Annotated in this window: 20 protein-coding genes; 13 read left to right on the forward strand and 7 right to left on the reverse strand. The window is 32.7% G+C overall.

Features of this window, described 5'->3' with window-relative positions; translation table 11 throughout:
* The first annotated feature begins 63 nt into the window (after window positions 1-63).
* The 3 genes from LQ611_RS09090 (at window position 64) to LQ611_RS09100 (ending at window position 3,095) form a co-directional block, all read left to right on the forward strand.
* The gene (locus tag LQ611_RS09090; RefSeq protein ID WP_204174792.1) at window positions 64-969 is read left to right on the forward strand and encodes a fumarylacetoacetate hydrolase family protein; all 906 of its coding nucleotides are present in this window, start codon (window positions 64-66) and stop codon (window positions 967-969) included.
* Between the two features lie 206 nt (window positions 970-1,175).
* Window positions 1,176-1,520: a YisL family protein gene (locus tag LQ611_RS09095; protein ID WP_107565314.1), complete on the forward strand. Its 345-nt coding sequence runs from the start codon at window positions 1,176-1,178 to the stop codon at window positions 1,518-1,520.
* A 153-nt stretch (window positions 1,521-1,673) separates the two neighbouring features.
* Window positions 1,674-3,095, forward strand: a complete 1,422-nt coding sequence (locus LQ611_RS09100; protein WP_107565313.1) for an alpha-amylase family glycosyl hydrolase — start codon at window positions 1,674-1,676, stop codon at window positions 3,093-3,095.
* Between the two features lie 348 nt (window positions 3,096-3,443).
* Here LQ611_RS09100 and LQ611_RS09105 read toward each other — a convergent pair whose 3' ends face one another.
* The 3 genes from LQ611_RS09105 to LQ611_RS09115 are packed head-to-tail and all read right to left on the reverse strand — an operon-like array spanning window position 3,444 to window position 6,452.
* On the reverse strand, window positions 3,444-4,775 hold the full coding sequence (locus LQ611_RS09105) for a CoA-disulfide reductase (protein WP_107565312.1): 1,332 nt from the start codon (window positions 4,773-4,775) through the stop codon (window positions 3,444-3,446).
* Between the two features lie 6 nt (window positions 4,776-4,781).
* Window positions 4,782-5,627 carry a DegV family protein gene (locus tag LQ611_RS09110; RefSeq protein WP_107565311.1) on the reverse strand — a complete coding sequence of 282 codons (846 nt, stop codon included), beginning with the start codon at window positions 5,625-5,627 and terminating at the stop codon, window positions 4,782-4,784.
* Between the two features lie 12 nt (window positions 5,628-5,639).
* The gene (locus LQ611_RS09115) at window positions 5,640-6,452 is read right to left on the reverse strand and encodes a Cof-type HAD-IIB family hydrolase (protein WP_037588866.1); all 813 of its coding nucleotides are present in this window, start codon (window positions 6,450-6,452) and stop codon (window positions 5,640-5,642) included.
* A gap of 119 nt (window positions 6,453-6,571) precedes the next feature.
* Between LQ611_RS09115 and LQ611_RS09120 the strand changes: the two genes are divergently transcribed.
* The gene (locus tag LQ611_RS09120; protein ID WP_037588867.1) at window positions 6,572-6,880 is read left to right on the forward strand and encodes a metal-sulfur cluster assembly factor; all 309 of its coding nucleotides are present in this window, start codon (window positions 6,572-6,574) and stop codon (window positions 6,878-6,880) included.
* Window positions 6,881-6,959: 79 nt separating this feature from the next.
* On the opposite strand, the gene LQ611_RS09125 is transcribed toward LQ611_RS09120, so the two are convergent.
* Together LQ611_RS09125 and LQ611_RS09130 are read right to left on the reverse strand one after the other, a co-directional pair.
* Window positions 6,960-7,151, reverse strand: a complete 192-nt coding sequence (locus LQ611_RS09125; RefSeq protein ID WP_107565309.1) for a hypothetical protein — start codon at window positions 7,149-7,151, stop codon at window positions 6,960-6,962.
* A gap of 42 nt (window positions 7,152-7,193) precedes the next feature.
* Window positions 7,194-7,886 (reverse strand): Crp/Fnr family transcriptional regulator, encoded by a 693-nt coding sequence (locus LQ611_RS09130; RefSeq protein WP_107565308.1) that lies wholly within the window; start codon window positions 7,884-7,886, stop codon window positions 7,194-7,196.
* Between the two features lie 170 nt (window positions 7,887-8,056).
* Between LQ611_RS09130 and clpB the strand changes: the two genes are divergently transcribed.
* Window positions 8,057-10,654: an ATP-dependent chaperone ClpB gene (clpB, locus tag LQ611_RS09135; RefSeq protein WP_107565307.1), complete on the forward strand. Its 2,598-nt coding sequence runs from the start codon at window positions 8,057-8,059 to the stop codon at window positions 10,652-10,654.
* A 415-nt stretch (window positions 10,655-11,069) separates the two neighbouring features.
* Here the strand turns inward: clpB and LQ611_RS09140 are convergent, their stop codons facing one another.
* Window positions 11,070-11,273 (reverse strand): YjzD family protein, encoded by a 204-nt coding sequence (locus LQ611_RS09140; protein WP_025905688.1) that lies wholly within the window; start codon window positions 11,271-11,273, stop codon window positions 11,070-11,072.
* 186 nt (window positions 11,274-11,459) lie between these two features.
* On the opposite strand from LQ611_RS09140, the gene LQ611_RS09145 reads away from it, so the two are divergent.
* Window positions 11,460-12,401 carry a beta-ketoacyl-ACP synthase III gene (locus LQ611_RS09145; protein ID WP_107565306.1) on the forward strand — a complete coding sequence of 314 codons (942 nt, stop codon included), beginning with the start codon at window positions 11,460-11,462 and terminating at the stop codon, window positions 12,399-12,401.
* 14 nt (window positions 12,402-12,415) lie between these two features.
* The gene (gene fabF, locus LQ611_RS09150; protein WP_025905686.1) at window positions 12,416-13,660 is read left to right on the forward strand and encodes a beta-ketoacyl-ACP synthase II; all 1,245 of its coding nucleotides are present in this window, start codon (window positions 12,416-12,418) and stop codon (window positions 13,658-13,660) included.
* A gap of 66 nt (window positions 13,661-13,726) precedes the next feature.
* Here the strand turns inward: fabF and LQ611_RS09155 are convergent, their stop codons facing one another.
* The gene (locus LQ611_RS09155) at window positions 13,727-14,098 is read right to left on the reverse strand and encodes a DUF3899 domain-containing protein (RefSeq protein ID WP_025905685.1); all 372 of its coding nucleotides are present in this window, start codon (window positions 14,096-14,098) and stop codon (window positions 13,727-13,729) included.
* Window positions 14,099-14,479: 381 nt separating this feature from the next.
* Here LQ611_RS09155 and opp3b point away from each other — a divergent pair, with 381 nt between their 5' ends.
* The 6 genes from opp3b (at window position 14,480) to LQ611_RS09185 (ending at window position 22,092) form a co-directional block, all read left to right on the forward strand.
* Window positions 14,480-15,406 carry an oligopeptide ABC transporter permease gene (gene opp3b / locus LQ611_RS09160; RefSeq protein ID WP_025905684.1) on the forward strand — a complete coding sequence of 309 codons (927 nt, stop codon included), beginning with the start codon at window positions 14,480-14,482 and terminating at the stop codon, window positions 15,404-15,406.
* Window positions 15,406-16,476 (forward strand): oligopeptide ABC transporter permease, encoded by a 1,071-nt coding sequence (gene opp3C / locus LQ611_RS09165; protein ID WP_107565305.1) that lies wholly within the window; start codon window positions 15,406-15,408, stop codon window positions 16,474-16,476. The genes opp3b and opp3C overlap by 1 nt, the downstream gene beginning before the upstream one ends.
* 14 nt (window positions 16,477-16,490) lie before the next feature.
* Window positions 16,491-17,564 (forward strand): ABC transporter ATP-binding protein, encoded by a 1,074-nt coding sequence (locus tag LQ611_RS09170; RefSeq protein WP_025905682.1) that lies wholly within the window; start codon window positions 16,491-16,493, stop codon window positions 17,562-17,564.
* Window positions 17,564-18,529, forward strand: coding sequence for an ABC transporter ATP-binding protein (locus LQ611_RS09175; RefSeq protein WP_107565304.1), 966 nt, complete (start codon window positions 17,564-17,566; stop codon window positions 18,527-18,529). The genes LQ611_RS09170 and LQ611_RS09175 overlap by 1 nt, the downstream gene beginning before the upstream one ends.
* Before the next feature lie 147 nt (window positions 18,530-18,676).
* Complete coding sequence (locus LQ611_RS09180; RefSeq protein ID WP_239703224.1) at window positions 18,677-20,347, forward strand: peptide ABC transporter substrate-binding protein; 1,671 nt, start codon at window positions 18,677-18,679, stop codon at window positions 20,345-20,347.
* 89 nt (window positions 20,348-20,436) lie between these two features.
* Window positions 20,437-22,092, forward strand: a complete 1,656-nt coding sequence (locus LQ611_RS09185) for a peptide ABC transporter substrate-binding protein (protein ID WP_198051957.1) — start codon at window positions 20,437-20,439, stop codon at window positions 22,090-22,092.
* Window positions 22,093-22,241 lie beyond the last annotated feature (149 nt).

Genomic DNA, 22,241 nt, shown 5'->3' on the forward strand with positions numbered 1-22,241 from the left:
ATGCGATTTATCTAAAAATTCGGTATAATCGAAATTAAGAATAAGAAGGAGTTGACAGAGTGAATGAAATTTTTAACTTTTAAACATAAAGATATCACTTCATACGGTGTGAAAGTAAAACGCGAAGAAGCGGTTTGGGATTTACGCAAAGTATTTGCAGACTTTGGAGAAGAAGGTTTTAATCCTAAGACATTATTAGAAGGTTTACAATTAAATATAAATGTTGATTTCCAAGAAGCAGTTCGTAAAGCAGTCGTTAAAGTAGAAGAATCTGCTGAGAAAGACGATTACAAATATAGCTTCGAGGATATCGAGTTTTTACCACCTGTAACACCTACAAATAATGTAATTGCTTTCGGACGTAATTACAAAAAACACGCTGAAGAATTAAATAATAAAGTTAATAGATTATATGTATTCACTAAAGCAGCATCATCTTTAACTGGTGATAACGCAGAAATTCCGAATCATAAAGATGTAACAGACAAGTTAGATTATGAAGGTGAATTAGGCGTTGTAATCGGTAAGCATGGAGAGAAAATCCCACGTGGATTAGCTTTAGATTATGTATATGGTTACACAATCATCAATGACATTACAGATAGAAATGCTCAAAAGGAACACGATCAAGCATTCCTTTCTAAATCATTAACAGGTGGATGCCCAATGGGTCCATATATCGTAACTAAAGATGAGTTACCATTACCTGAAGACGTTAATATTGTCACTAAAGTGAACAATGAAATTCGTCAAGATGGTAATACAAATGAAATGATCTTAAAAATCGACGAATTAATTGCTGAAATTTCTAAATATGTAGCATTGCATCCAGGAGATATCATTGCTACTGGTACACCGGCTGGAGTTGGTGCAGGTATGACCCCACCACAATTTTTACAACCTGGTGATGAAATTAAAGTAACAATTGATGGTATCGGAACTTTAACAACATTCATTAGTGAAAAATAATTAAAGTAATATATAAGAGTACCTTCTAAACCGAGTGTTAGAAACTTGGAATAGGGGGTATTCTTTTTAGTAGGACGAACATTTGAATAAATTGTGAATTATGCGCTAACTTTAATATTTGCTTTTGCAAAAATGGGCTTATTCTAATTGTTCCTATGTTATAATGCTATTGGAAAAGAAATATGAATATTTGGGGGGAACTAAATATGATACATTTCCATATTTTTAGCTGGTTAGTTACGATTATCTTATTCTTCGTTGTCTACATGAAAGTTACAAATAAACCAGTGCATATGGTCTTAAGATTATTCATGGTATTTACTTTAATTTCTGGTTTTGTTATTTTCATACAAGCTATGGGAATTAACGGTATGCTATATGGTATTAAATTTATTCTTGGACTTGCAGTTCTTGGTTTAATTGAAGTGACAATTGCTAAGAAGAAAAAGAATAAAAACAGCCAAGGATTATTCATTGCAACAATTGTTGTAATGGTATTAACGATTTTATTAGGTAGTTATTTACCAATGGGTGTATTACACTTTGGTTAATAGCCACTTTAAGATCCATTCATGATTTTGTATATACAAGACATGAATGGATTTTTTTATTGAATTTATTTATGACAATTTCATGTAGTTCTATCAGTTAAGTAAACGTTTTAGTATAATAGAATTAATTGGGTAATAAAGAGGGTTGAATAAATGAATAAATGGACAAAAATAATCATATCGATTATATTAATCGCACCACTTTTTAGTAGCTATGTTTTTGCGAAAGAGAAAGAATACGAGGATGTTAAATACCCTAGAATTTATAGTTTAGTGGTTGATCGTTTTATGAATGGAAATAACGACAACAATAAGATGATTAAAAATAATAATCAATCGAAAGATTTACCACTTGGAGGGGATTTCCAAGGGATTGAATCAAAGCTAGATTATATTCATGATATGGGATTTAATACGATACATATTTCACCAGTCTTTTCACATGATCAGAAAGATTTTTTAGGATATAAAGTGAAAAACTATGATGATATTGACAAAGTGCTAGGTGGAGAAAAAGCATTCAAATCATTAATTGATAAAGTGCATCATAAAGATATGAAAATCATCGTTGATATGCCAGTTACATATACAGATGATTTTAAGCAATCTACATCTGGTGATTTAAATCAAATTCAAAAATCATACTTTAAAAATGAGCAATTCATAGATTTGAAGAATAGTGAGAATCAAGGTATTTACAAAGCGAAAGTTAAAAATTTTGTTGATAAATATCATGTCGATGGTGTTTCGATGAATATCGTTCAAGATGGTATAGATGCTGAGGCGTTTCTACCAGAAGGATTGGATACATACGGTATCATTAATAAAGACGGCATAAACGCTAAGAACTTCAAACATTTATCGACAAATGGTACACGTACCGCTATTCAAAATGCATTTAAAACTGAAAATACCGAAATTCCTGATTATAACCAAAAAGGTGAAGTACTCATTGCAGACACTTGGTTTACAGAACGTTTCACAAAGCATGCTGCAGATGAGAACAAATTCCCTGGAACACGTATTAAACAATTAATGACATATATGTGGGGATATAAAGGTCCAGTTATGATGAACTATGGTACAGAAATAGCTGTAAACGGTTCGAAAATCGAAACAATCAATCAGCTACAGAACTTTAGAACGGATAAAGAAGTTATAAAATATTTAGAAAAAATTGCTGATACCTTTAAACAATATCAGGAATTGTATGAAGGTAAAGTGAAAGTATTGCCGCATGATAAAGGCACAAACTTGTTTTATTATGACACAAATACGATTGATTATATCTTGAATATTAACGATAGTAGTAAGTCTAAAAAAGTCACATTAGATGATAAGCTTATTGAAAAAAATAAAATGCTATCTGGCCTTATATTAGGAGATAATATTAAAGGTAAAGATAATCGATATGACTTAATTACGGATAGAGAAGAAAGTGAACTATACGCAATTATTAATGAAAGAGGACTGAATAATAGTTATTTAGTTGCAGCAGTACTTGTAATCCTATTATTTGGATTATTTATCTTCTTAGTATCAAGAAGAAGTAAACGACAAAAGAATAATCAATAATATGTAAAGCTGGGACATCCGTGTCCCAGCTTTTTTCATTGTTAGAGGTAGTAAGGGGTTAGGAGTGTGTTTCTGGACCGATAAAAATAAATACCTGTCCAGAAACGAGAAATATGGACCGATAAAAATAATTACCGGTCCAGAAATGAGAAATATGGACCGATAAAATAAATTACCGGTCCAGAAACGAGAAATATGGACCGATAAAAATAATTATCGGTCCAGAAACGGGAAATATGGACCGATAAAATAAAATATCGACCCGAAAACAGGATTTACAGGCCGATAAATAAAATTACCGACCCGAAAACATCGTTTTCGGGTCGCTCTATTATAATTCACATGCTTTTATATTGATTGTGCTTTATAACCAATCATATTAACAATATCTTTTGGACTAGAGAATGGTGGTGCATAAGCGATCTCGATATCACGTAGTTCGTCTACAGTTAGGTCTCCTATTATTGCTGTAGCTATAATATCAATTCGTTTATCAGCACCATCTTTACCGACTGCACATGCACGTAATATTTTGCGTGTTGCTTTATCAAAATAAACGCGTAATGTAAGTGGTTCGGCACTAGGATAATAGCCAGCATGTTGTTTTTGAGTTTGTTCAACTACTTCATAATCATAATTTGAGAGTTCACTTTCTGAAACGCCAACACTACCTAATGCATAATCAAACATTTTCACAATATTTGTACCAAGTAAACCTTTGAAAGTAGCTTTAGGACTTGATGAATTTGAAGTAATATTTTCAGCGATTAATACTGCTGCTCTATGGGCACCCCAAGCTAAAGTGACACTAGTTGGTTTCTTTGTATGTCTATAGAATGTTTCAATCACATCACCTAATGCATATACATCATCTAAATTCGTTTCGAAATATTCATTTACTGGGATATAGCCTTTTTCATTTAATTTAAGTGAAGATGATTTTAACCAATCACTATTGGGTTCAATTCCAACACCAGTAATGACTATGTCATATGACTCTGTTATACCGGATTTAAAAGTTACTTCTCGTCCTGAAATATCCGCAATTTCTTCATTTAATTTATAAGGAATATGTCGTTTTTCTAACTCATCAAATATAACTTTATTTAAATCTTTATCCATACTTTTATTAATGTGGTCGCTACGATGTATCAAAGTTGTATGGATATTTCTATTATATAAATTCTCCAAAATTTCTAAACTCACATAACCAGCACCGACAATTAATGCAGATTGAACATTTTCTTTTTGAATAAAGTCTTCTATTTTGTCAGTATCTACTAAGTTTCTTAATGTGAATACACGGTCAGATTGAAAACCTAAATGTCTTGCACGACAACCCGGACTTAAAATAAGTTTGTCATATACATCTTCAAAAATTTCACCAGTTTCATGATTTTTAATCGTGATTGTTTTTTTAGCATCATTTAATTCGATTGCTTCATGATAAGTTTTAACTGTAATATGTTTTTTCTCTTTAAATTGATCAGGTGTCGCTGATAACATCATATCTCTATCTTCTACGACTTCTCCTAAATAATAGGGAAGGCCACAGTTTGCAAAGCTCATATCTCTATCTTTTTCATAAACTGTAATATCACTATCCGGATCAAGTCGTCGAATTTGCGATGCAACTGTTGCGCCTCCAGCAACTGCACCGATTACGATAATTTTAGCCACTTACCATCACTCCTTATAATAGAATATAGCGACTGTGCCACTACCAGTGTGTGAACATATAACTGGTCCGATATTTGAAATGACAACATCTTTAGGTGAAAGATTTGATTGTATCAGTGCTTTAATTTTTTCTGCTTCTTCAATATCATCAGCATGTGTCATATAAATAATGTCACCAGAGTAATCACTATTTTCTTTTTTCATCTTATCAATAATGGCATGCCATAATTTTTTAGAGCCTCGATGCTTCTCAATCGGAACAAGTTTACCTTCTTCAACATGAAGGAGTGGCTTAATATTTAATAAATTACCTAAAAATGCTTGTCCTTTAGAAAGTCTGCCACCACTAGCTAAATAGTTTAAATCTTTAACTGTAAATAAGTGTCTAATTTTATCAATTCGCTCTTTAATATAAGCGTCAAGCTCTTCAAAAGTATAGGACTGTTCAATTTTATCTTGTACATCGAGAATTAATTTACCGCATCCCATTGATGCACTTAATGTGTCGTAAATCGTTAAATCAAGGTCTGGGTATGTTTCTTTCACTTGTTCTTTAACTAAGCAAGCCGTTTGATATGTCCCACTTAAAGCACTACTAAAAGCTAAGTAAATGGCTTGTTCTTTCTTTTCTGCAACTTCAGTAAATACTTTTGTCATTTGTTCCATAGTAGCTTGATTCGTCTTTGGATGTTTATTGTTTTTAATTGCTGCTAATACTTCTTCGTTTGAGATTTCATATTGATCAACTTTATTTTGATCATCAATGACAATTCCGAAAGGTAAGAAGTAAAATCCTTTTTCTTCAATTTGAGATAACGTTAAATCTGAACCACTATCCACGATCATTTTCATGTAAAAATCCCCTTACATATTTAAGTCAAAATGTTTGTTTAAGTATTTTCCGATACCATCATTATTATTAGTGTCTGTAACTTCTGTTGCAATTTCTTTAAGTTCTGGAATAGCATTTCCCATTGCGATACCATAATTGGCAAATTGAATCATTTCAAAATCATTATCTTCATCACCAAAAGCAATAATATTATCAAAATCTATATCTAAATATTCAGCGACATATTTTACCGCTTTACCTTTGTTAATACCCTTTTTAACAATTTCAATAACAGGAAATGGAGCACCCCAACGACGATGTTCTATAAATTCAGCATAGTGTTTATTTAAATGCCTTTTAATACGTGGAATTTCACTTTCTTCTGCTTGAATTAATAAACTCGTAGGAGATTCAGGTAGTAATTGATCAAGTTCTCCATATTTTATTTCAGGATTGCCCATACTGAATCCTTCAAATAATGATTGATCATAGTTGTTGATATACACTTGGTCTTTAACTTCAGCAATAATATTTTTAATATCAAGTTGACTAATATCTTTATAAATTTTGTATGCGATACGAGTATCAAATTGTTCATGTTTCGTTGGGAACCTATTATCTGTTGGATGATGAATATAAGCACCATTAAAATTAATGATCGGGGTATTCATATTCATTGCATTGTAATAATCCACACTTGCTCGATATGGTCTACCAGTTGAAATCATAATTTCATGACCGGATTTTTTTAAATACTGTAATACTTTTTTAGTAAAAGGTGAGATGCGCTTTTCATCGTTTAATAATGTGCCATCTAAATCTAAACAAATTAAATGTTTTTCCATATCGATAACTCCTTACCATTTTTCTTTATGATACATACAATAATATCATATCATTTTCTTTAACCCATGCTTTAAATTTGATATATTATATATAGTAACTTTTAGAATGAGGTGAAAATATGGAAGAAGCAATGAAAGATAGTATTATCGGTGCACTTGAGAATGTAATTGACCCAGAACTAGGAATAGACATAGTTAACTTAGGTCTTGTATATAACGTTGACTTAGACGACGAAGGATTATGCACAGTAGAAATGACTTTAACTTCTATGGGTTGTCCAATGGGGCCACAAATTATAGATCAGGTTAAAACTGCATTAGCAGAATTACCTGAAATTAAAGAAACAGAAGTTAACATTGTCTGGAATCCACCATGGGGCAAAGACAAAATGTCACGTTACGCTAAAATTGCATTAGGTGTAAGCTAAAAGTAATCAAAAAGCAGTAGAGATCATGTTTAAAACATGATCTCTACTGCTTTTGTTGTTTATAGTTATTTGTCTGAAATTAATTATTATTAGACTTTGGTTTCTTATGCTTGTCTGAGATTAAAGCATAGACGATATAAAATATAACGAATATCAATATGATAGTGGTAACAGGATTCAAAGGCTTGTTATTAAAAATTGCATTATAAAATAAATTTATAGAATAGGCTAAACTACATAAACCTAGAATAATCCAGATTAAGTTTTTCATTGATATCCTCCTTATAGAATAAAGGTTTTAAAATCTTAATCCTTATTCTATCCTACATATGGATAAAGGACAATTTTCGCAATTGATGGCTCGCTTTAAATAATCTAAGTCGTGTATTGTGATTTTCTTATGATTGATGGAGACGATTTTCTCTTTCTTTAAATTACTCAACATACGGTTAACACTTTCTCTTGTTACATTACAAAAATTGGCTAATTCATGATTGGTTAAATCTACATTGATCAAAATGCTATTTTCATCTTGTATGCCATATGTATTTGCTAATTTAATCAATATTGAATAGAATGCACCTGTTTTACCAAGTGTGTAGACATCTCTAATTTGATATTCATTTTTTTCGTTTTCATTTTGTACCCACAGTAACCATTCATATTTAAGCACTTCATCGTTTAAAATGGCTTCTTCGAATTGTACTTTAGGAATACTAAATACGACAGCTGCTTCTTTTACTCTTGCTGAAAGGCTATGTGTCTTTCTTCCACAAAATAATGTAGTCGAACCGAAAATACTATGTCTGCCTAATAGTTTAGTATTAAATTCTTTCCCGTCTTCCATTACGCGATGTGTAATGACTTTTCCCTCTACAATTACATAAATATGATTACATAAGTCTCCAGTATGGTATATATAATGGTGGGCATCAAAATGGTGTCGTTGACCATGTTGAATAATATACTCAATAATTGAAGTTGCTTCTGTATATGTAGTTTGCAAAAGATCACTTCCCCTTATGATTTCACTTATAGTTTACCATAAAATGTCATAAAAAAGGTTTGTAATTTTGGTGCTTTATATTTGTCAAAGAAGGTCGAAAGGTATATAATCAAATTAAGGTCAAAGATAGTCAAACTATTGGCCGTTGAAAATTTAAAGAGGTGATACATTTGGATATTAATCAGATGACATATTCCGTACAAAGTGCAATTGAACAAGCACAACAATTATCACAATCATATCAACTACAAAATATTGAAATAGAAGCTGTATTACTTGCAGCATTAAATGAAGATGAAAGTATTTTTAAAAGAACGCTTGAAAGAGCAAATATTGATACAGAAATTTTAAAAGATAAATATGAACAAAAGTTAAAACAATATTCTGTAGTTAAAGGTGATAACGTCCAATATGGACAATATATTTCGCCAAAGCTTAATGAATTATTTAATAAAGCAGATAAAATTAAAGAAGAAATGCAAGATGACTATATGTCTATGGAGCATATCTTAAAAGCAGCCATCGAAGTTGACCAAACAACAATCGATATTGTAGGCAATAAAAAAGAAGTCATTAATGAAATTATTAATAAAATAAGAGGAGGGAATCGTGTGACATCACAAAATCCTGAAGTACAATATGAAGCATTATCTAAATACGGTAGAGATTTAGTCGAAGAAGTTCGAAAAGGGAAAATGGATCCTGTAATCGGTAGAGATGAGGAAATTCGTAATACGATTCGTATATTAAGTAGAAAAACTAAAAATAACCCAGTATTAATAGGTGAGCCTGGTGTTGGTAAAACAGCCATTGTAGAAGGACTTGCTCAACGAATTGTTAAAAGAGATGTTCCTGAATCACTATTAGATAAAACAATTTTTGAATTAGATTTATCAGCATTAGTAGCTGGTGCCAAATTCCGCGGTGAATTTGAAGAAAGATTAAAAGCAGTCTTAAAAGAAGTTAAAGAATCTGAAGGAAGAATTTTATTATTCATTGATGAAATTCATATGTTAGTTGGTGCAGGTAAAACAGACGGTGCAATGGATGCAGGTAACATGCTTAAACCAATGTTAGCAAGAGGTGAGTTACACTGTATCGGTGCAACAACTTTAAATGAATATCGTCAATACATTGAAAAAGATTCAGCATTAGAAAGACGTTTCCAAAAAGTAAACGTTAAAGAACCTGACTTAGAAGATACTATTTCAATTTTAAGAGGTTTGAAAGAAAGATATGAAGTACACCATGGTGTTCGTATTCAAGATAGAGCATTAGTGGCAGCAACTGAATTATCAGATAGATATATTACAGATAGATTCTTACCAGACAAAGCGATAGATTTAGTAGACCAAGCTTGTGCAACAATACGTACAGAAATGGGTTCTAATCCAACTGAGTTAGATGCTGTAAATAGACGTGTGATGCAGTTAGAAATTGAAGAAAATGCACTTAAATCAGAATCTGACCAAAGCAGTCAAATTCGTCTAGAAGAATTACAAAAAGAATTAGCCGATGAAAAAGAAAAACAACAACAATTACAAAGTAAAGTTGAACAAGAGAAAGAACAAATCAAATCATTACAAGATAAAAGAGCAGAATTAGATGAAAGTAAACAAGCGCTTGAAAATGCAGAAAATCAATATGATTTAGCTAAAGCAGCAGAACTTAAACACGGCAAGATTCCACAAATAGAAGCAGAATTAAAAGAATTAGAAGAAGCATTTGCTGAAGAAACAGGATCTGATCATGACCGACTTATTAGAGAAGTTGTAACAGATGAAGAAATTGGTTATATCGTCAGTCAATGGACAGGTATCCCAGTATCAAGACTTGTTGAAACTGAAAGAGAAAAATTACTTAAACTTTCAGACATTCTACATGAAAGAGTTGTTGGTCAAGATGAAGCTGTAGATTTAGTGTCAGATGCTGTTGTAAGAGCAAGAGCAGGTATTAAAGACCCAAATAGACCGATTGGTAGTTTCTTATTCTTAGGTCCTACTGGTGTCGGTAAAACTGAATTAGCTAAGACATTAGCAGCAACATTATTTGATTCTGAAAAACATATGATCAGAATTGATATGAGTGAATATATGGAAAAACACTCTGTAGCACGTTTGATTGGTGCGCCTCCAGGTTATGTAGGTTATGAAGAAGGTGGCCAATTAACAGAAGCGGTTAGAAGACAACCATATTCAGTTATTTTATTAGATGAAATTGAAAAGGCACACAATGATGTGTTTAATGTATTACTTCAATTATTAGATGAAGGTAGATTAACAGATGCAAAAGGTCGCAGTGTTGATTTTAAAAATACAATTATCATTATGACAAGTAACATTGGATCACAATATTTATTAGATGGCGTTACTGAAAATGGTGAAATTGAAGAATCAGCTAAAAAACAAGTAGACGATAGCTTGCATGCATACTTTAAACCAGAAATATTAAACAGAATGGATGATATCGTATTATTCAAACCACTTTCTATTAAAGATATGAGTCATATCGTAGATCATATTATTACAAACTTAAACATTCGATTAGTAGATCAACACATCAAAGTGAGTGTAGACCAAGATGTGAAAGAGTGGATAGCTGAAGAAGCGTATGAACCACAATTTGGTGCAAGACCATTGAAACGATTTGTACAAAGACAAATTGAAACACCATTAGCAAGATTGATGATCGGTCAAGAATTAAAAGAAGGTACAATAGTAAACGTACACTTAGTAGATGGTGAAGTTAAATTTGAAGTAAATGCATAATAAAGTATCCCGTCATGTAATTGGCGGGATTTTTTTGGTGTTGTGTATAAGGTAGTAATTAGCAAGTTAGGTGAGAAGTGCAAATAGTGGGTGTGTTATTAGCAGTTTTGATTAGAAGTGCAAATAACGAGTGTCCATAGTAACACTTCGGCCGAGTTTTGTAACTATAGCGGTCCATAGTAACACTTCGGCCGAGTTTTGTAACTATAGCGGTCCATAGTAACACTTTGACCGACTTTTGTAATTATAGCCGCCCATAGTAACACTTTGACCGATTTTTGTAACTAACGCCCCCGTTATGAACAAGTTTGGCGAAAAGTGTTCACAACGCCCCTGTACAAACCGTGAATATAAGCCAGAAAAAATATAGTTAATCACAAACAAAAAATCCCGTCATATAATTGACGGGAATTTTTTATGAATGTTGTGTACTTTGTTTGTCCGAAGAAGATTTACCAACTAAAGCATCTAAAAGAATAATAACAACTGTAAAAATGATTGCATAAATAGTTGGACTAACAAAATTTAGCGCTTCATCTGAACCGCCTAAACTATGTAAAACAAAGTTTATCATTTGTGATAATAAGAATGCCCATATAAAAGTTAAGATGTATTGCATTTTTTATCCTCCGTAACTGTTAATGTCATATCATTCATTATAATTAACTTTTTATAAATTGTATACCTTATATGATGAAAACGATTTAAATATTTTTAAAAGTGAGTCTGTGCTTGTGTATAATGGTATAAGTATGTTAAATTAGTACCTGATAATAACAACAGATTATAAGAAGGTGTCAATATAATGGATATTGGTATAAAAGGTTTTGGGGCATATGCGCCTAAACGCGTGGTAAAAAATGAACATTTTGAAAGTTATTTAGATACATCAGATGAATGGATTACAAAAATGACTGGTATAAAAGAAAGACGTTTTGCTGATGATACTGAAGATACAAGTGATTTAGCATACGAAGCTGCGGTAAGAGCGATTGAAGATTCAGGTCTAGATAAAGAAGAAATCGAAATGATCATCGTAGCAACTTCAACAGGGGATAAACCATTTCCAACTGTAGCAACTACGTTACAAAAAAGATTAGGTTTAAATAAAGTGCCATCTATGGATCAACTTGCTGCATGTACTGGTTTTATTTATGGTATAGTAACTGCACAACAATTTGTACAATCTGGTCTTTATAAAAATGTATTAGTAGTTGGTGCTGATAAACTAACGAAAATTACAGATATGAATGACAGAAGTACAGCTATATTATTTGGTGATGGTGCTGGCGCAGCTATCATTGGCGAAGTATCAGAAGGTAAAGGTATACTAAGTGTTGAGCTTGGTTCAGATGGTAATGGTGGACCACACCTATATCAAGATATGGATGCTAATACAATCCAAATGAATGGACGTGAAGTCTTTAAGTTTGCAGTTAGAATTATGGGTGAAGCTTCAACTAAAGCAGTAGAAAAAGCAGGTCTACAATCAGAAGACATCGATATGTTTGTACCACATCAAGCTAATATCAGAATTATGGAATCTGCTCGTGAAAGATTAGGTATTGCTAAAGAGAAGATGAGTGTAACTGTAGATAGATACGGGAATACATCTGCAGCTTCAATACCCTTAAGTATTGCATATGAATTAGAACAAGGTAAAATAAAAGATAACGATACAATAGTCCTAGTTGGATTTGGTGGCGGCCTGACTTGGGGTGCCATAACGTTACGCTGGGGTAAATAGGAGGAAATTGGATAATGACAGAGAAAAAACGTGTTGTAATGACTGGTTTAGGTACATTAAATCCTTTAGGAAATGACGTGCCTACTACTTGGGAAAATGCAATTAACGGTAAAAACGGCATAGACGAAGTAACAAGGATTGATGTTTCTGAATTTCCAGCTAAATTAGCGGGTGAATTAAAAGACTTCAATATTGATGATCATATTCCGAAAAAAGATGCTCGTAAAATGGACAGATTTACGCAATATGCAATTGTTGCTGCGCGTGAAGCTTTAAAAGATTCTAAATATGAAATTACAGATGAAAATAGTCATCGTGTAGGTGTTTGGATTGGTTCAGGTATTGGTGGTATGGAAACATTCGAATACTCACACAATATGCTTTTAAAACGTGGTCCAAAACGTGTAAGTCCTTTCTTCGTACCAATGATGATTCCAGATATGGCAACTGGTCAAGTATCTATAGATTTAGGCGCTAAAGGTCCAAATGGTTGTACAGTTACTGCTTGTGCAACAGGTACAAACTCTATAGGTGATGCATTTAAAATCATCCAACGTGGTGATGCTGATGTTATGTTAGCTGGTGGTACAGAGGCACCTATAACAGAAATGGCTATTGCAGGTTTCAGTGCGAATAAAGCATTATCTACAAATCCTGACAAAAATACAGCGTGTCGTCCTTTCCAAGAAGGAAGAGATGGCTTCATCATGGGTGAAGGTGCTGGTGTAGTTGTATTAGAATCATTAGAATCAGCTGAAGCACGTGGTGCACATATTTATGCTGAGGTAGTAGGATATGGATCAACTGGGGATGCATTCCATATAACAGCTCCATCTCCAAATGGAGAAGGCGGTGCTCGTGCAATGCAAGCAGCCATTAAAGATGCTGGTATTAAACCAGAAGATATCCAATATTTAAATGCACACGGTACAAGTACACCAATTGGTGATTTATATGAAGTATTAGCTATTAAATCTACTTTCGGTGATGCAGCTAAGAACTTAAAAATAAGTTCAACTAAATCAATGATGGGTCATTTACTTGGTGCAACTGGTGCAGTTGAATCAATCTTAACGGCTTTATCAATTGAAAATAGTATTGTCGCTCCGACAATTAATGCAAACACACCAGATCCAGAAATCGATTTAGACTATACGCCTAATGAAGCGGCTAAATTAGATATTGAGTACGCTATGAGTAACAGCTTAGGCTTTGGTGGACATAATGCAGTATTAGTCTTCAAAAAATATCAAAAATAGCTCATAAAAATAAAGCAGAAATACCAATGAAAAGTTGGTGTTTCTGCTTTTTATTTATGAAAAATATTAAACGATAAACCCTAGAAAGATTGAGATAATAAAAAATAATGTACTTAATACGACAAAAGGTAATACCCAGTTATGTATTGTTCTTTCTTTTAAATGTAGTTCTTTCATATTTGGATTCATGATTTCATCGTCTTTCAAATAATCTTGTGACGCTTTAGACTTCATATGAAAATTAAACTTCCGAACTGCTTGTCTAGAAACTTCTCCAACGCCATCTTGTTTCATCGCAACAATCCAACTTGCTGCAAAAGCAATTGTCATGATGTAAAAGTATATATTAGCTGCTTGATCTAGGTCTTTTAAAAAGATAAGACAAAGGACAGCAAATAGGCCAATATAACCTATAGTAAAAATACCCCAAAATTTCATTATTACCTACCTCTTATCATTAGATTTAAGTGTATTATAACAGATTAGAAAAAAATATTTATGTTTTGTGGAACTTAATAAAAAAATAAGTGTAATTTTACTTATGTATAATTATTGTATGCTACTACATAGTAAATGACTGAAAATTAGAAAAAATAGGTAATTAGTAAACAAATGTTGTATATTTATGCTATTAAAGTGTATATCGATATCGCGTTGTCGCTTTATCGTAATAAAATAATCTATTATTTTGAACACTTTCATATTCAAAATTCTGAATATTCGTGTTGATTTACATTGTATAAATTCTGTATAATGTATATAAATATTTCTGAATATTAAAAGAAATATGAATTCGATAAGGGGATTGGAGGCAAAACAATGGTTAGATATACTTTGAAACGTATTATTTATATGTTCATATCATTGTTTTTAATTATGACGATAACATTTTTCTTAATGAAATTGTTACCGGGTTCACCGTACAACGATGAGAAATTATCAGAAGAGCAGAAGGTTATTATAAATGAAAAGTATGGTTTGAATGATCCTGTACCAGTACAATACGCGAACTATTTAAAAAATGTCGCAAAAGGTGATTTTGGTATTTCATTCCAATACGATAACAGAGAGGTTTGGAGTTTAATTAAACCTAGACTTGGACCATCTGTAGAAATGGGTACATATGCGATGATTTTAGGAACTATTACTGGTTTATTATTAGGTATAGTTGCTGCAATCAGGCAAAATACAATAGTAGACTATGGGGCCACCTTCCTATCGGTAATATTTATTTCAGTTCCATCATTCGTTCTAGCTGTACTACTACAATATGTATTTGCTGTTGAATGGCAAATATTCCCTGTAGCAGGTTGGAGTGGATTTATGACTGCTGTATTACCATCAATTGCGTTAGCAGCAGGTGTAACAGCAACAATTGCACGTTATATACGTTCTGAAATGATTGAGGTCCTAAGTTCTGATTACATAGAATTAGCAAGAGCTAAGGGGATGTCAAGTGCACGTGTTATCTTTGGACATGCAGTACGTAATGGATTAATTCCAATCATTACGATTATCGTTCCAATGTTAGCAGGTATCTTAACAGGTACTTTGACAATTGAAAATATATTCGGCGTTCCTGGTCTAGGTGACCAATTCGTTCGATCAATACAAACAAATGACTATCCAGTCATTATGGCTTTAACATTACTATTCAGTTTCTTATTTATTATTTCAATCTTTTTAGTTGATGTACTTTACGGATTAGTAGATCCAAGAATCCGTGTTGAAGGAGGTAAAAAATAATGGCTAATAATGATGATAACAAGTTAAATAATAGCGGTTATGATAACGCCTCTGTTACACACTCAACACAAGGTATGCCAGCAGAAAGCTTTGTATTACATGGAAGAGATAAAGTAGTAGAAGAAAAATTCGAAAGAAAAAGTCGTACATTCTGGCAAGATGCTTGGAAGCAACTTGTAGGGAATAGACTAGCGATTGTTGGTTTAATATTCCTTATCTTACTGACAATTCTTTCTTTAGTAGGACCATTAATGAACGATCATAAATTCAGTGATCAAAACGTTTCACATGCGAACTTACCACCGAAAATTCCAGTATTAGATAAAGTTCCGTTCTTACCATTTGATGGTACTGATAGAGATGGCTTTGACTTATATGAAAGTCAAAACGTTCAAGAAAATTACTGGTTCGGTACGGATGAACTTGGGCGTGACTTATGGACACGTACTTGGAGAGGTACACAAGTATCCTTATTCATCGGTGTTGTAGCGGCAGCTCTAGATATCTTTATCGGTGTTATTTACGGTGCTGTATCAGGTTACTTCGGAGGAAGAATAGATGATATTTTACAACGTATTGTAGAAATACTTTCTTCTATTCCAAACTTAATCGTCGTAATTTTATTCGTATTACTATTTGATCCATCTATATGGACAATTATTTTAGCCATGTCCGTAACAGGTTGGCTCGGTATGAGTCGTATTGTACGTGGACAATTCTTGAAAATTAAAGAACAAGAATTCGTAATGGCATCAAGAACATTAGGGGTTTCTAACTTTAAATTAATCTTTAAACATATTTTACCAAATACACTTGGCCCAATTATTGTAACGTCAATGTTTACAGTTCCAAGTGCAATTTTCTTCGAAGCATTCTTAAGCTTCATTGGATTAGGTATTCCAGCACCACAAGCATCACTAGGTTCATTAGTTGATACAGGTAGAAAAATGTTGCTGATTTACCCACATGAATTATTCGTACCAGCAACAGTATTAAGTTTATTAATCTTATTCTTCTACTTATTCAGTGATGGTTTAAGAGATGCGTTTGACCCTAAAATGCGTAAATAAGGAGGAAATTAATTATGGCTAAGAGAATATTAGAAGTAAATAACTTACATGTTTCCTTCGACATTGACGCGGGGGAAGTACAAGCAGTAAGAGGTGTAGACTTTTATTTAGATAAAGGGGAAACACTTGCGATAGTTGGTGAATCAGGTTCAGGTAAATCTGTTACGACTAAAGCATTAACACGCTTATTGCCTAGAAAAGTAGGTCGAATTAAAGACGGTTCTATCTTGTTTGACGGGAAAGATATTGCAAAATTAAGCGAAAAAGAAATGCAGAAGATTCGTGGTAAAGAGATTGGTATGATATTCCAAGATCCTATGACTTCACTCAATCCAACTATGAAGATTGGTAAGCAAGTCATGGAACCACTTATTAAGCATCAAAAATTATCTAAACAAGATGCGAAAAAGCGCGCATTAGATATTTTAAATTTAGTAGGTTTACCGAAAGCAAAAGAAAGGTTTAATAACTATCCTCACCAATTCTCTGGTGGACAAAGACAAAGGATTGTTATTGCTACAGCATTAGCTTGTGACCCTAAAATCTTAATTGCAGATGAACCTACAACAGCATTAGACGTAACGATTCAAGCACAAATATTAGAATTGATGAAAGAATTACAACATAAAATAGATACTTCTATTATCTTTATTACACATGACTTAGGTGTAGTAGCTAACGTGGCAGATAGAGTAGCAGTAATGTATGGTGGACAAATTGTAGAAACTGGTTCAGTTGATGAAATTTTCTATAACCCTAAACATCCATACACATGGGGCTTACTATCATCTATGCCAAGTTTAGAAACATCTCATGATACAGAACTTTTGGCTATCCCTGGAACACCACCAGATTTAATCAAGCCACCTGTTGGAGATGCTTTTGCTAGACGTAGTGAATATGCCTTAGATATTGACTTTAAGGAAGAGCCACCTTGGTTCCAAATTTCACCTACACACTTTGTGAAGTCATGGTTGTTAGATGAAAGAGCACCTAAAGTAGAATTACCAGAAGCTGTTAAATTAAAACAAAAAGCAACACCAGATCAATTTGACAAGCCAAAACGTGTAGAAAGGGTGACGTTCTAATGGCTGATAAAAGAGAAGTACTGATTGATGTTCAAAATTTAAAGCAATATTTCAACGTAGGCAAGAAAAATGAGGTAAGAGCGGTAGATGATATCTCGTTTCAAATATTTAAAGGTGAAACATTAGGTTTAGTTGGTGAGTCTGGTTGTGGTAAATCCACAACGGGACGCACACTTATTAAACTATATGATGCAACTGACGGGAAAGTCATCTTTGATAACGTTGATATACAAAATATCAAAAAGCGTAAAGACTTATTACGATTTAATCGTCGTATGCAAATGATTTTCCAAGATCCATATGCATCGTTAAACCCACGTCTTAAAGTTATGGATATAATTGCTGAAGGTTTAGATGTTCACAAACTCGTTTCAAGTAAAGAAGAAAGAAAAAAACGTGTTTACGAATTACTTGAAACAGTTGGTTTAAATAAAGAGCATGCTAATAGATATCCACATGAGTTCTCTGGTGGACAAAGACAAAGGTTAGGAATTGCGCGTGCATTAGCTGTTGAACCAGAATTCATTATTGCAGATGAACCTATCTCTGCACTTGACGTTTCGATTCAAGCACAAGTTGTTAACTTAATGCAAAAGCTACAAGATGAAAAAGGCATTACGTTCTTATTCATCGCGCATGATTTATCAATGGTTAAATATATTTCAGATAGAATCGGTGTAATGTACTTTGGTAAATTGGTTGAACTTGGACCATCTGACCAAATTTATAAGCATCCTCAACATGAATATACTAAATCATTGTTATCAGCGATTCCATTACCAGATCCTGATTCTGAACGAACAAGAACAAGATCTTCATATAATCCAGATATACATAAATATGAAGACGACGACAAACTAGAATTAAGAGAAGTAGGTCCGGATCACTTTGTATATTGTTCTGAAAAAGAATTTGCTGAGAAGAAGGCCAACTATAATAAAGACTTTGATTTAACAGAAGCATAATATTATAGTTTTTAATCTAGATTTATCGTATTTTAACAATTGTTTGAAAATTGTGTGAATTTTTGTTGTTATTCATACATTTTTAAAATATAATTATAATAACTCTTCTGATTAATCAGGGGAAAGAAAACAAGGGGGAAAAGCTATATGAGGAAGAAGATTTCGGTTTTATTGTCAATACTCGTTGCAGCTGTTTTAACGTTAGCAGCATGTAGTGGTGGCGGTTCTAAAAGTGACGAAGGTGGTAAAGGCGGCGTTAAGAGTGAAAAATCTGAAAACGTCTTAAACTTATCTTCAACATCAGATATTCCAACTATGGATTCATCTTTAGCAACAGACCAAGTATCATTCTTTACGTTTAACCAAACTTTAGAAGGATTATATGTATTAGATAAAGATGATAATCCTGCACCAGGTGTTGCAAAAGCAGATCCTGAAAAATCTGCAGACGGTAAAACTTGGACTATCAAATTAAGAGACAATGCAAAATGGTCAAATGGTGATCCAGTTACAGCACATGACTTCGTTTATGCTTGGCAAAGAACTGTAGATCCAGACACAGCAGCTGAATATGCATACATGTTTGAAAACATCGAAAACGCTAAAGACATCACTGCAGGTAAGAAAAAACCTGAAGAATTAGGCGTTAAAGCAATTGATGATCATACTTTAGAAGTTAAATTAATTAAAGACGTTCCTTGGATGCAAAGTCTATTTGCTTTCGGTTCATTCATGCCTCAAAACGAAAAATTCGTTGAGAAACAAGGTAAGAAATTCGGGACTACTGCTGATGCTACATTATCAAACGGTCCATTCATTATGAAAGAATGGAAAACTGAAGATAATTGGAAGCTTGTACCAAACAAAGAATATTGGGATAAAGACAAAGTTAAACTTAAAGAAGTTAACTATAAAGTTGTAAAAGAAGTACAAACAGCTATTAACATGTACCAAACTGGTAAATTAGATACTGTTGGATTAGATGCTTCAAACGTTACAAAATACAAAGATAGAGAAGACTTCTCTACTCAATTAAACTCTTCTAACTATTTCTTTAGAATTAACAAAACTAAGAATAAAGATTTAGCAAATGAAGATTTAAGAAAAGCATTCGCAAAATCTATTGATAAAGAACAATATGTTAAATCATTATTAAACAATGGTTCTGTTCCTTCAGATAAATTAATGGTTAAAGATTTCGTTAAAGACAAAGACGGTAAAGACTACATCGATGGCGTTAAATCTCCATTAAATTATGACAAAGAAGAAGCTAAGAAATTATTAGAAAAAGCTAAAAAAGCAACTGGTAAAGATAAATTCAACATCGAGTTATTAACATATGATGCTGATGAATCTAAAAAAGCAGCTGAGTTCGTTAAAGAACAAGTTGAGAAAAACTTACCAGGTGTAACTTTAAAAATTAAACAACAACCGTTCAAACAAAAATTAGCGTTAGAATCTAAAGGCGATTATGACATTTCATTCGCTGGTTGGGGTCCTGACTATCCAGACTCAACTACATTCTTAGATTTATTCAAGAAAAATAGTCCACATAACCAAACTGGATATGCAAATGCTGAGTACGATAAAGCATTAGATGAAGCTAATTCTGATGAAATGTTAAAAGATGAAAATAGTGCTAAACGTACTAAATTATTACAAGATGCTGAAACTAAGTTCTTAGACTCAGCTTCAATTGGACCACTTTATCAACAAGGTGTTGCACGTTTACGTCAACCTTACGTTAAAAACTGGCAACCACATAAATTCGGTGGAGACTACTCACTTAAAGAAGTAGAAATCGCTGGAGCTAAATAAAAGTGAATGAAAGCAATCAATGGAAACATTGATTGCTTTTCTTTATATATTCACGATGTTTGACACAATAATGAGGAGGCGCATTAAAAATGAAAAAGTATAAAGTCATATTTATGATAGTTGTCTCATTGATGCTTATTATGTCAGCGTGTAGTAATGACAAAGATGAAAAAGGTAGTAATATTAAACAATCCAAAACTAAAAATGAACTTAATTTATCATCAGGGGATGATATACCAACTATGGATCCATCATTAGCAGCTGACCAAGTTTCATTTACAACTTTTGCTCAAACGTTAGAAGGCTTATATGTATTAGACAAGAATGACAAACCTATACCAGGTGTTGCAAAAGATGAACCTAAAAAGTCTAGTGATGGGAAAACATGGACAATTGAATTAAGAGATAATGCCAAATGGTCTAACGGAGACCCAGTAACTGCACATGATTTTGTATTTGCATGGCAAAGATCGGTTGATCCAGATACAGCTGCAGAATTTGCATATATGTTTGAAAATATAGAGAATGCAAAAGACATTACGCAAGGTGATAAAAAGCCTGAAGAATTAGGTGTTAAAGCGATTGATGATCACACACTTCAAATTAAACTCGTTAAAGATGTACCTTGGATGGAAAGTTTATTAGCATTCGGTTCATACATGCCTCAAAATGAAAAGTTTGTTAAAAAGCAAGGTGACAAATTTGGAACAACAGCTAAGACGACATTATCTAATGGACCATATAAATTAACAGAGTGGAAACCAGAAGATAAATGGAAGCTTGAAAAGAACGATGAATATTGGGATAAAGATAAAGTCAAAGTTCAAGACGTGAACGTTAAAGTTGTTAAAAATACGCAAACAGCCATTAATATGTATCAAACAGGTAAGCTAGACATGGTTGGTTTAGATGCGCAAAACATTAAAAAATATAAAGACAGAGAAGATTTTTCTACTGAAGCAACATCAGGAAGTTACTTCTTCAGAATTAATAAAGAGAAAAATGAGAACTTAAAAAATGAAGATTTAAGAAAAGCAATTGCGAAATCAATTGATAAGAAATCATATGTGAATTCGTTGTTGAACAATGGTTCTAAACCTTTAGATACATTAATGATTAAAGACTTCGTGAAAGATAGCGACGATAAAGATTATACAGAAGGTGTGAAATCGTCACTAAGCTATAATAAAAAAGAAGCAAAAGAACATCTTGAACAAGCGAAAAAAGATTTAGGTAAAGATAAATTTACAATTGAATTGCTAACGTATGATGAAGATGAATCTAAAAAAGCAGGAGAATTTGTTAAAGAACAAGTAGAGAAAAATTTACCTGGTGTAACTTTAAAAATTAAACAACAACCATTTAAACAAAAACTAGCACTTGAATCTAAAAAAGACTTTGATATTTCATTTGCAGGTTGGTTCCCAGATTATCCAGATCCAACAACATTCTTAGATTTATTTACATCAGATTCACCGCATAACCAAACAGGATATGCTAACAAAGCATATGATAAAGCGTTAGAAGAAGCCAATTCAGATGAAATGTTAAAACCAGAAAATAGCGACAAACGTATTAAAGCATTACAAGATGCAGAATCAGAATTTTTAGATTCAGCATCCATATCTCCATTATTCCAAACAGGGTCTGCACGATTGAGACAGCCATATATTAAAAATTGGCAAAACCATAAATACGGTGGAGATTACACATTAAAAGGCGTTGAAATAGAAGGCGCAAAATAATTGAGTACAAATTGTTAGGGATATAAAAAATCAGTTGTTTATGATTTTTATATCCCTGTTTATTTGTGTAATTAAAACCATACGCTATGCGTATGGTACAGTATGGTTTCACCGTTGTATTAAAAAATGCATCTCTACATGCTAGAATA

The organism is Mammaliicoccus sp. L-M44 (genome assembly GCF_022386355.1).
GTDB lineage: Bacteria > Bacillota > Bacilli > Staphylococcales > Staphylococcaceae > Mammaliicoccus > Mammaliicoccus sciuri_A.

Bases quoted from the DNA above. Each gene is read 5' to 3' on its own strand.
- LQ611_RS09090 (WP_204174792.1), top strand. From the start codon at position 64: ATGAAATTTTTAACTTTTAAACATAAAGATATCACTTCATACGGTGTG.
- opp3C (WP_107565305.1), top strand. From the start codon at position 15,406: ATGGCTAATAATGATGATAACAAGTTAAATAATAGCGGTTATGATAAC.
- LQ611_RS09125 (WP_107565309.1), bottom strand. From the start codon at position 7,151: ATGAAAAACTTAATCTGGATTATTCTAGGTTTATGTAGTTTAGCCTAT.
- LQ611_RS09120 (WP_037588867.1), top strand. From the start codon at position 6,572: ATGGAAGAAGCAATGAAAGATAGTATTATCGGTGCACTTGAGAATGTA.
- fabF (WP_025905686.1), top strand. From the start codon at position 12,416: ATGACAGAGAAAAAACGTGTTGTAATGACTGGTTTAGGTACATTAAAT.
- LQ611_RS09175 (WP_107565304.1), top strand. From the start codon at position 17,564: ATGGCTGATAAAAGAGAAGTACTGATTGATGTTCAAAATTTAAAGCAA.
- LQ611_RS09185 (WP_198051957.1), top strand. From the start codon at position 20,437: ATGAAAAAGTATAAAGTCATATTTATGATAGTTGTCTCATTGATGCTT.
- LQ611_RS09180 (WP_239703224.1), top strand. From the start codon at position 18,677: ATGAGGAAGAAGATTTCGGTTTTATTGTCAATACTCGTTGCAGCTGTT.
- LQ611_RS09140 (WP_025905688.1), bottom strand. From the start codon at position 11,273: ATGCAATACATCTTAACTTTTATATGGGCATTCTTATTATCACAAATG.
- opp3b (WP_025905684.1), top strand. From the start codon at position 14,480: ATGGTTAGATATACTTTGAAACGTATTATTTATATGTTCATATCATTG.
- LQ611_RS09170 (WP_025905682.1), top strand. From the start codon at position 16,491: ATGGCTAAGAGAATATTAGAAGTAAATAACTTACATGTTTCCTTCGAC.
- LQ611_RS09155 (WP_025905685.1), bottom strand. From the start codon at position 14,098: ATGAAATTTTGGGGTATTTTTACTATAGGTTATATTGGCCTATTTGCT.
- LQ611_RS09145 (WP_107565306.1), top strand. From the start codon at position 11,460: ATGGATATTGGTATAAAAGGTTTTGGGGCATATGCGCCTAAACGCGTG.
- LQ611_RS09110 (WP_107565311.1), bottom strand. From the start codon at position 5,627: ATGAAAATGATCGTGGATAGTGGTTCAGATTTAACGTTATCTCAAATT.
- LQ611_RS09095 (WP_107565314.1), top strand. From the start codon at position 1,176: ATGATACATTTCCATATTTTTAGCTGGTTAGTTACGATTATCTTATTC.
- LQ611_RS09100 (WP_107565313.1), top strand. From the start codon at position 1,674: ATGAATAAATGGACAAAAATAATCATATCGATTATATTAATCGCACCA.
- LQ611_RS09115 (WP_037588866.1), bottom strand. From the start codon at position 6,452: ATGGAAAAACATTTAATTTGTTTAGATTTAGATGGCACATTATTAAAC.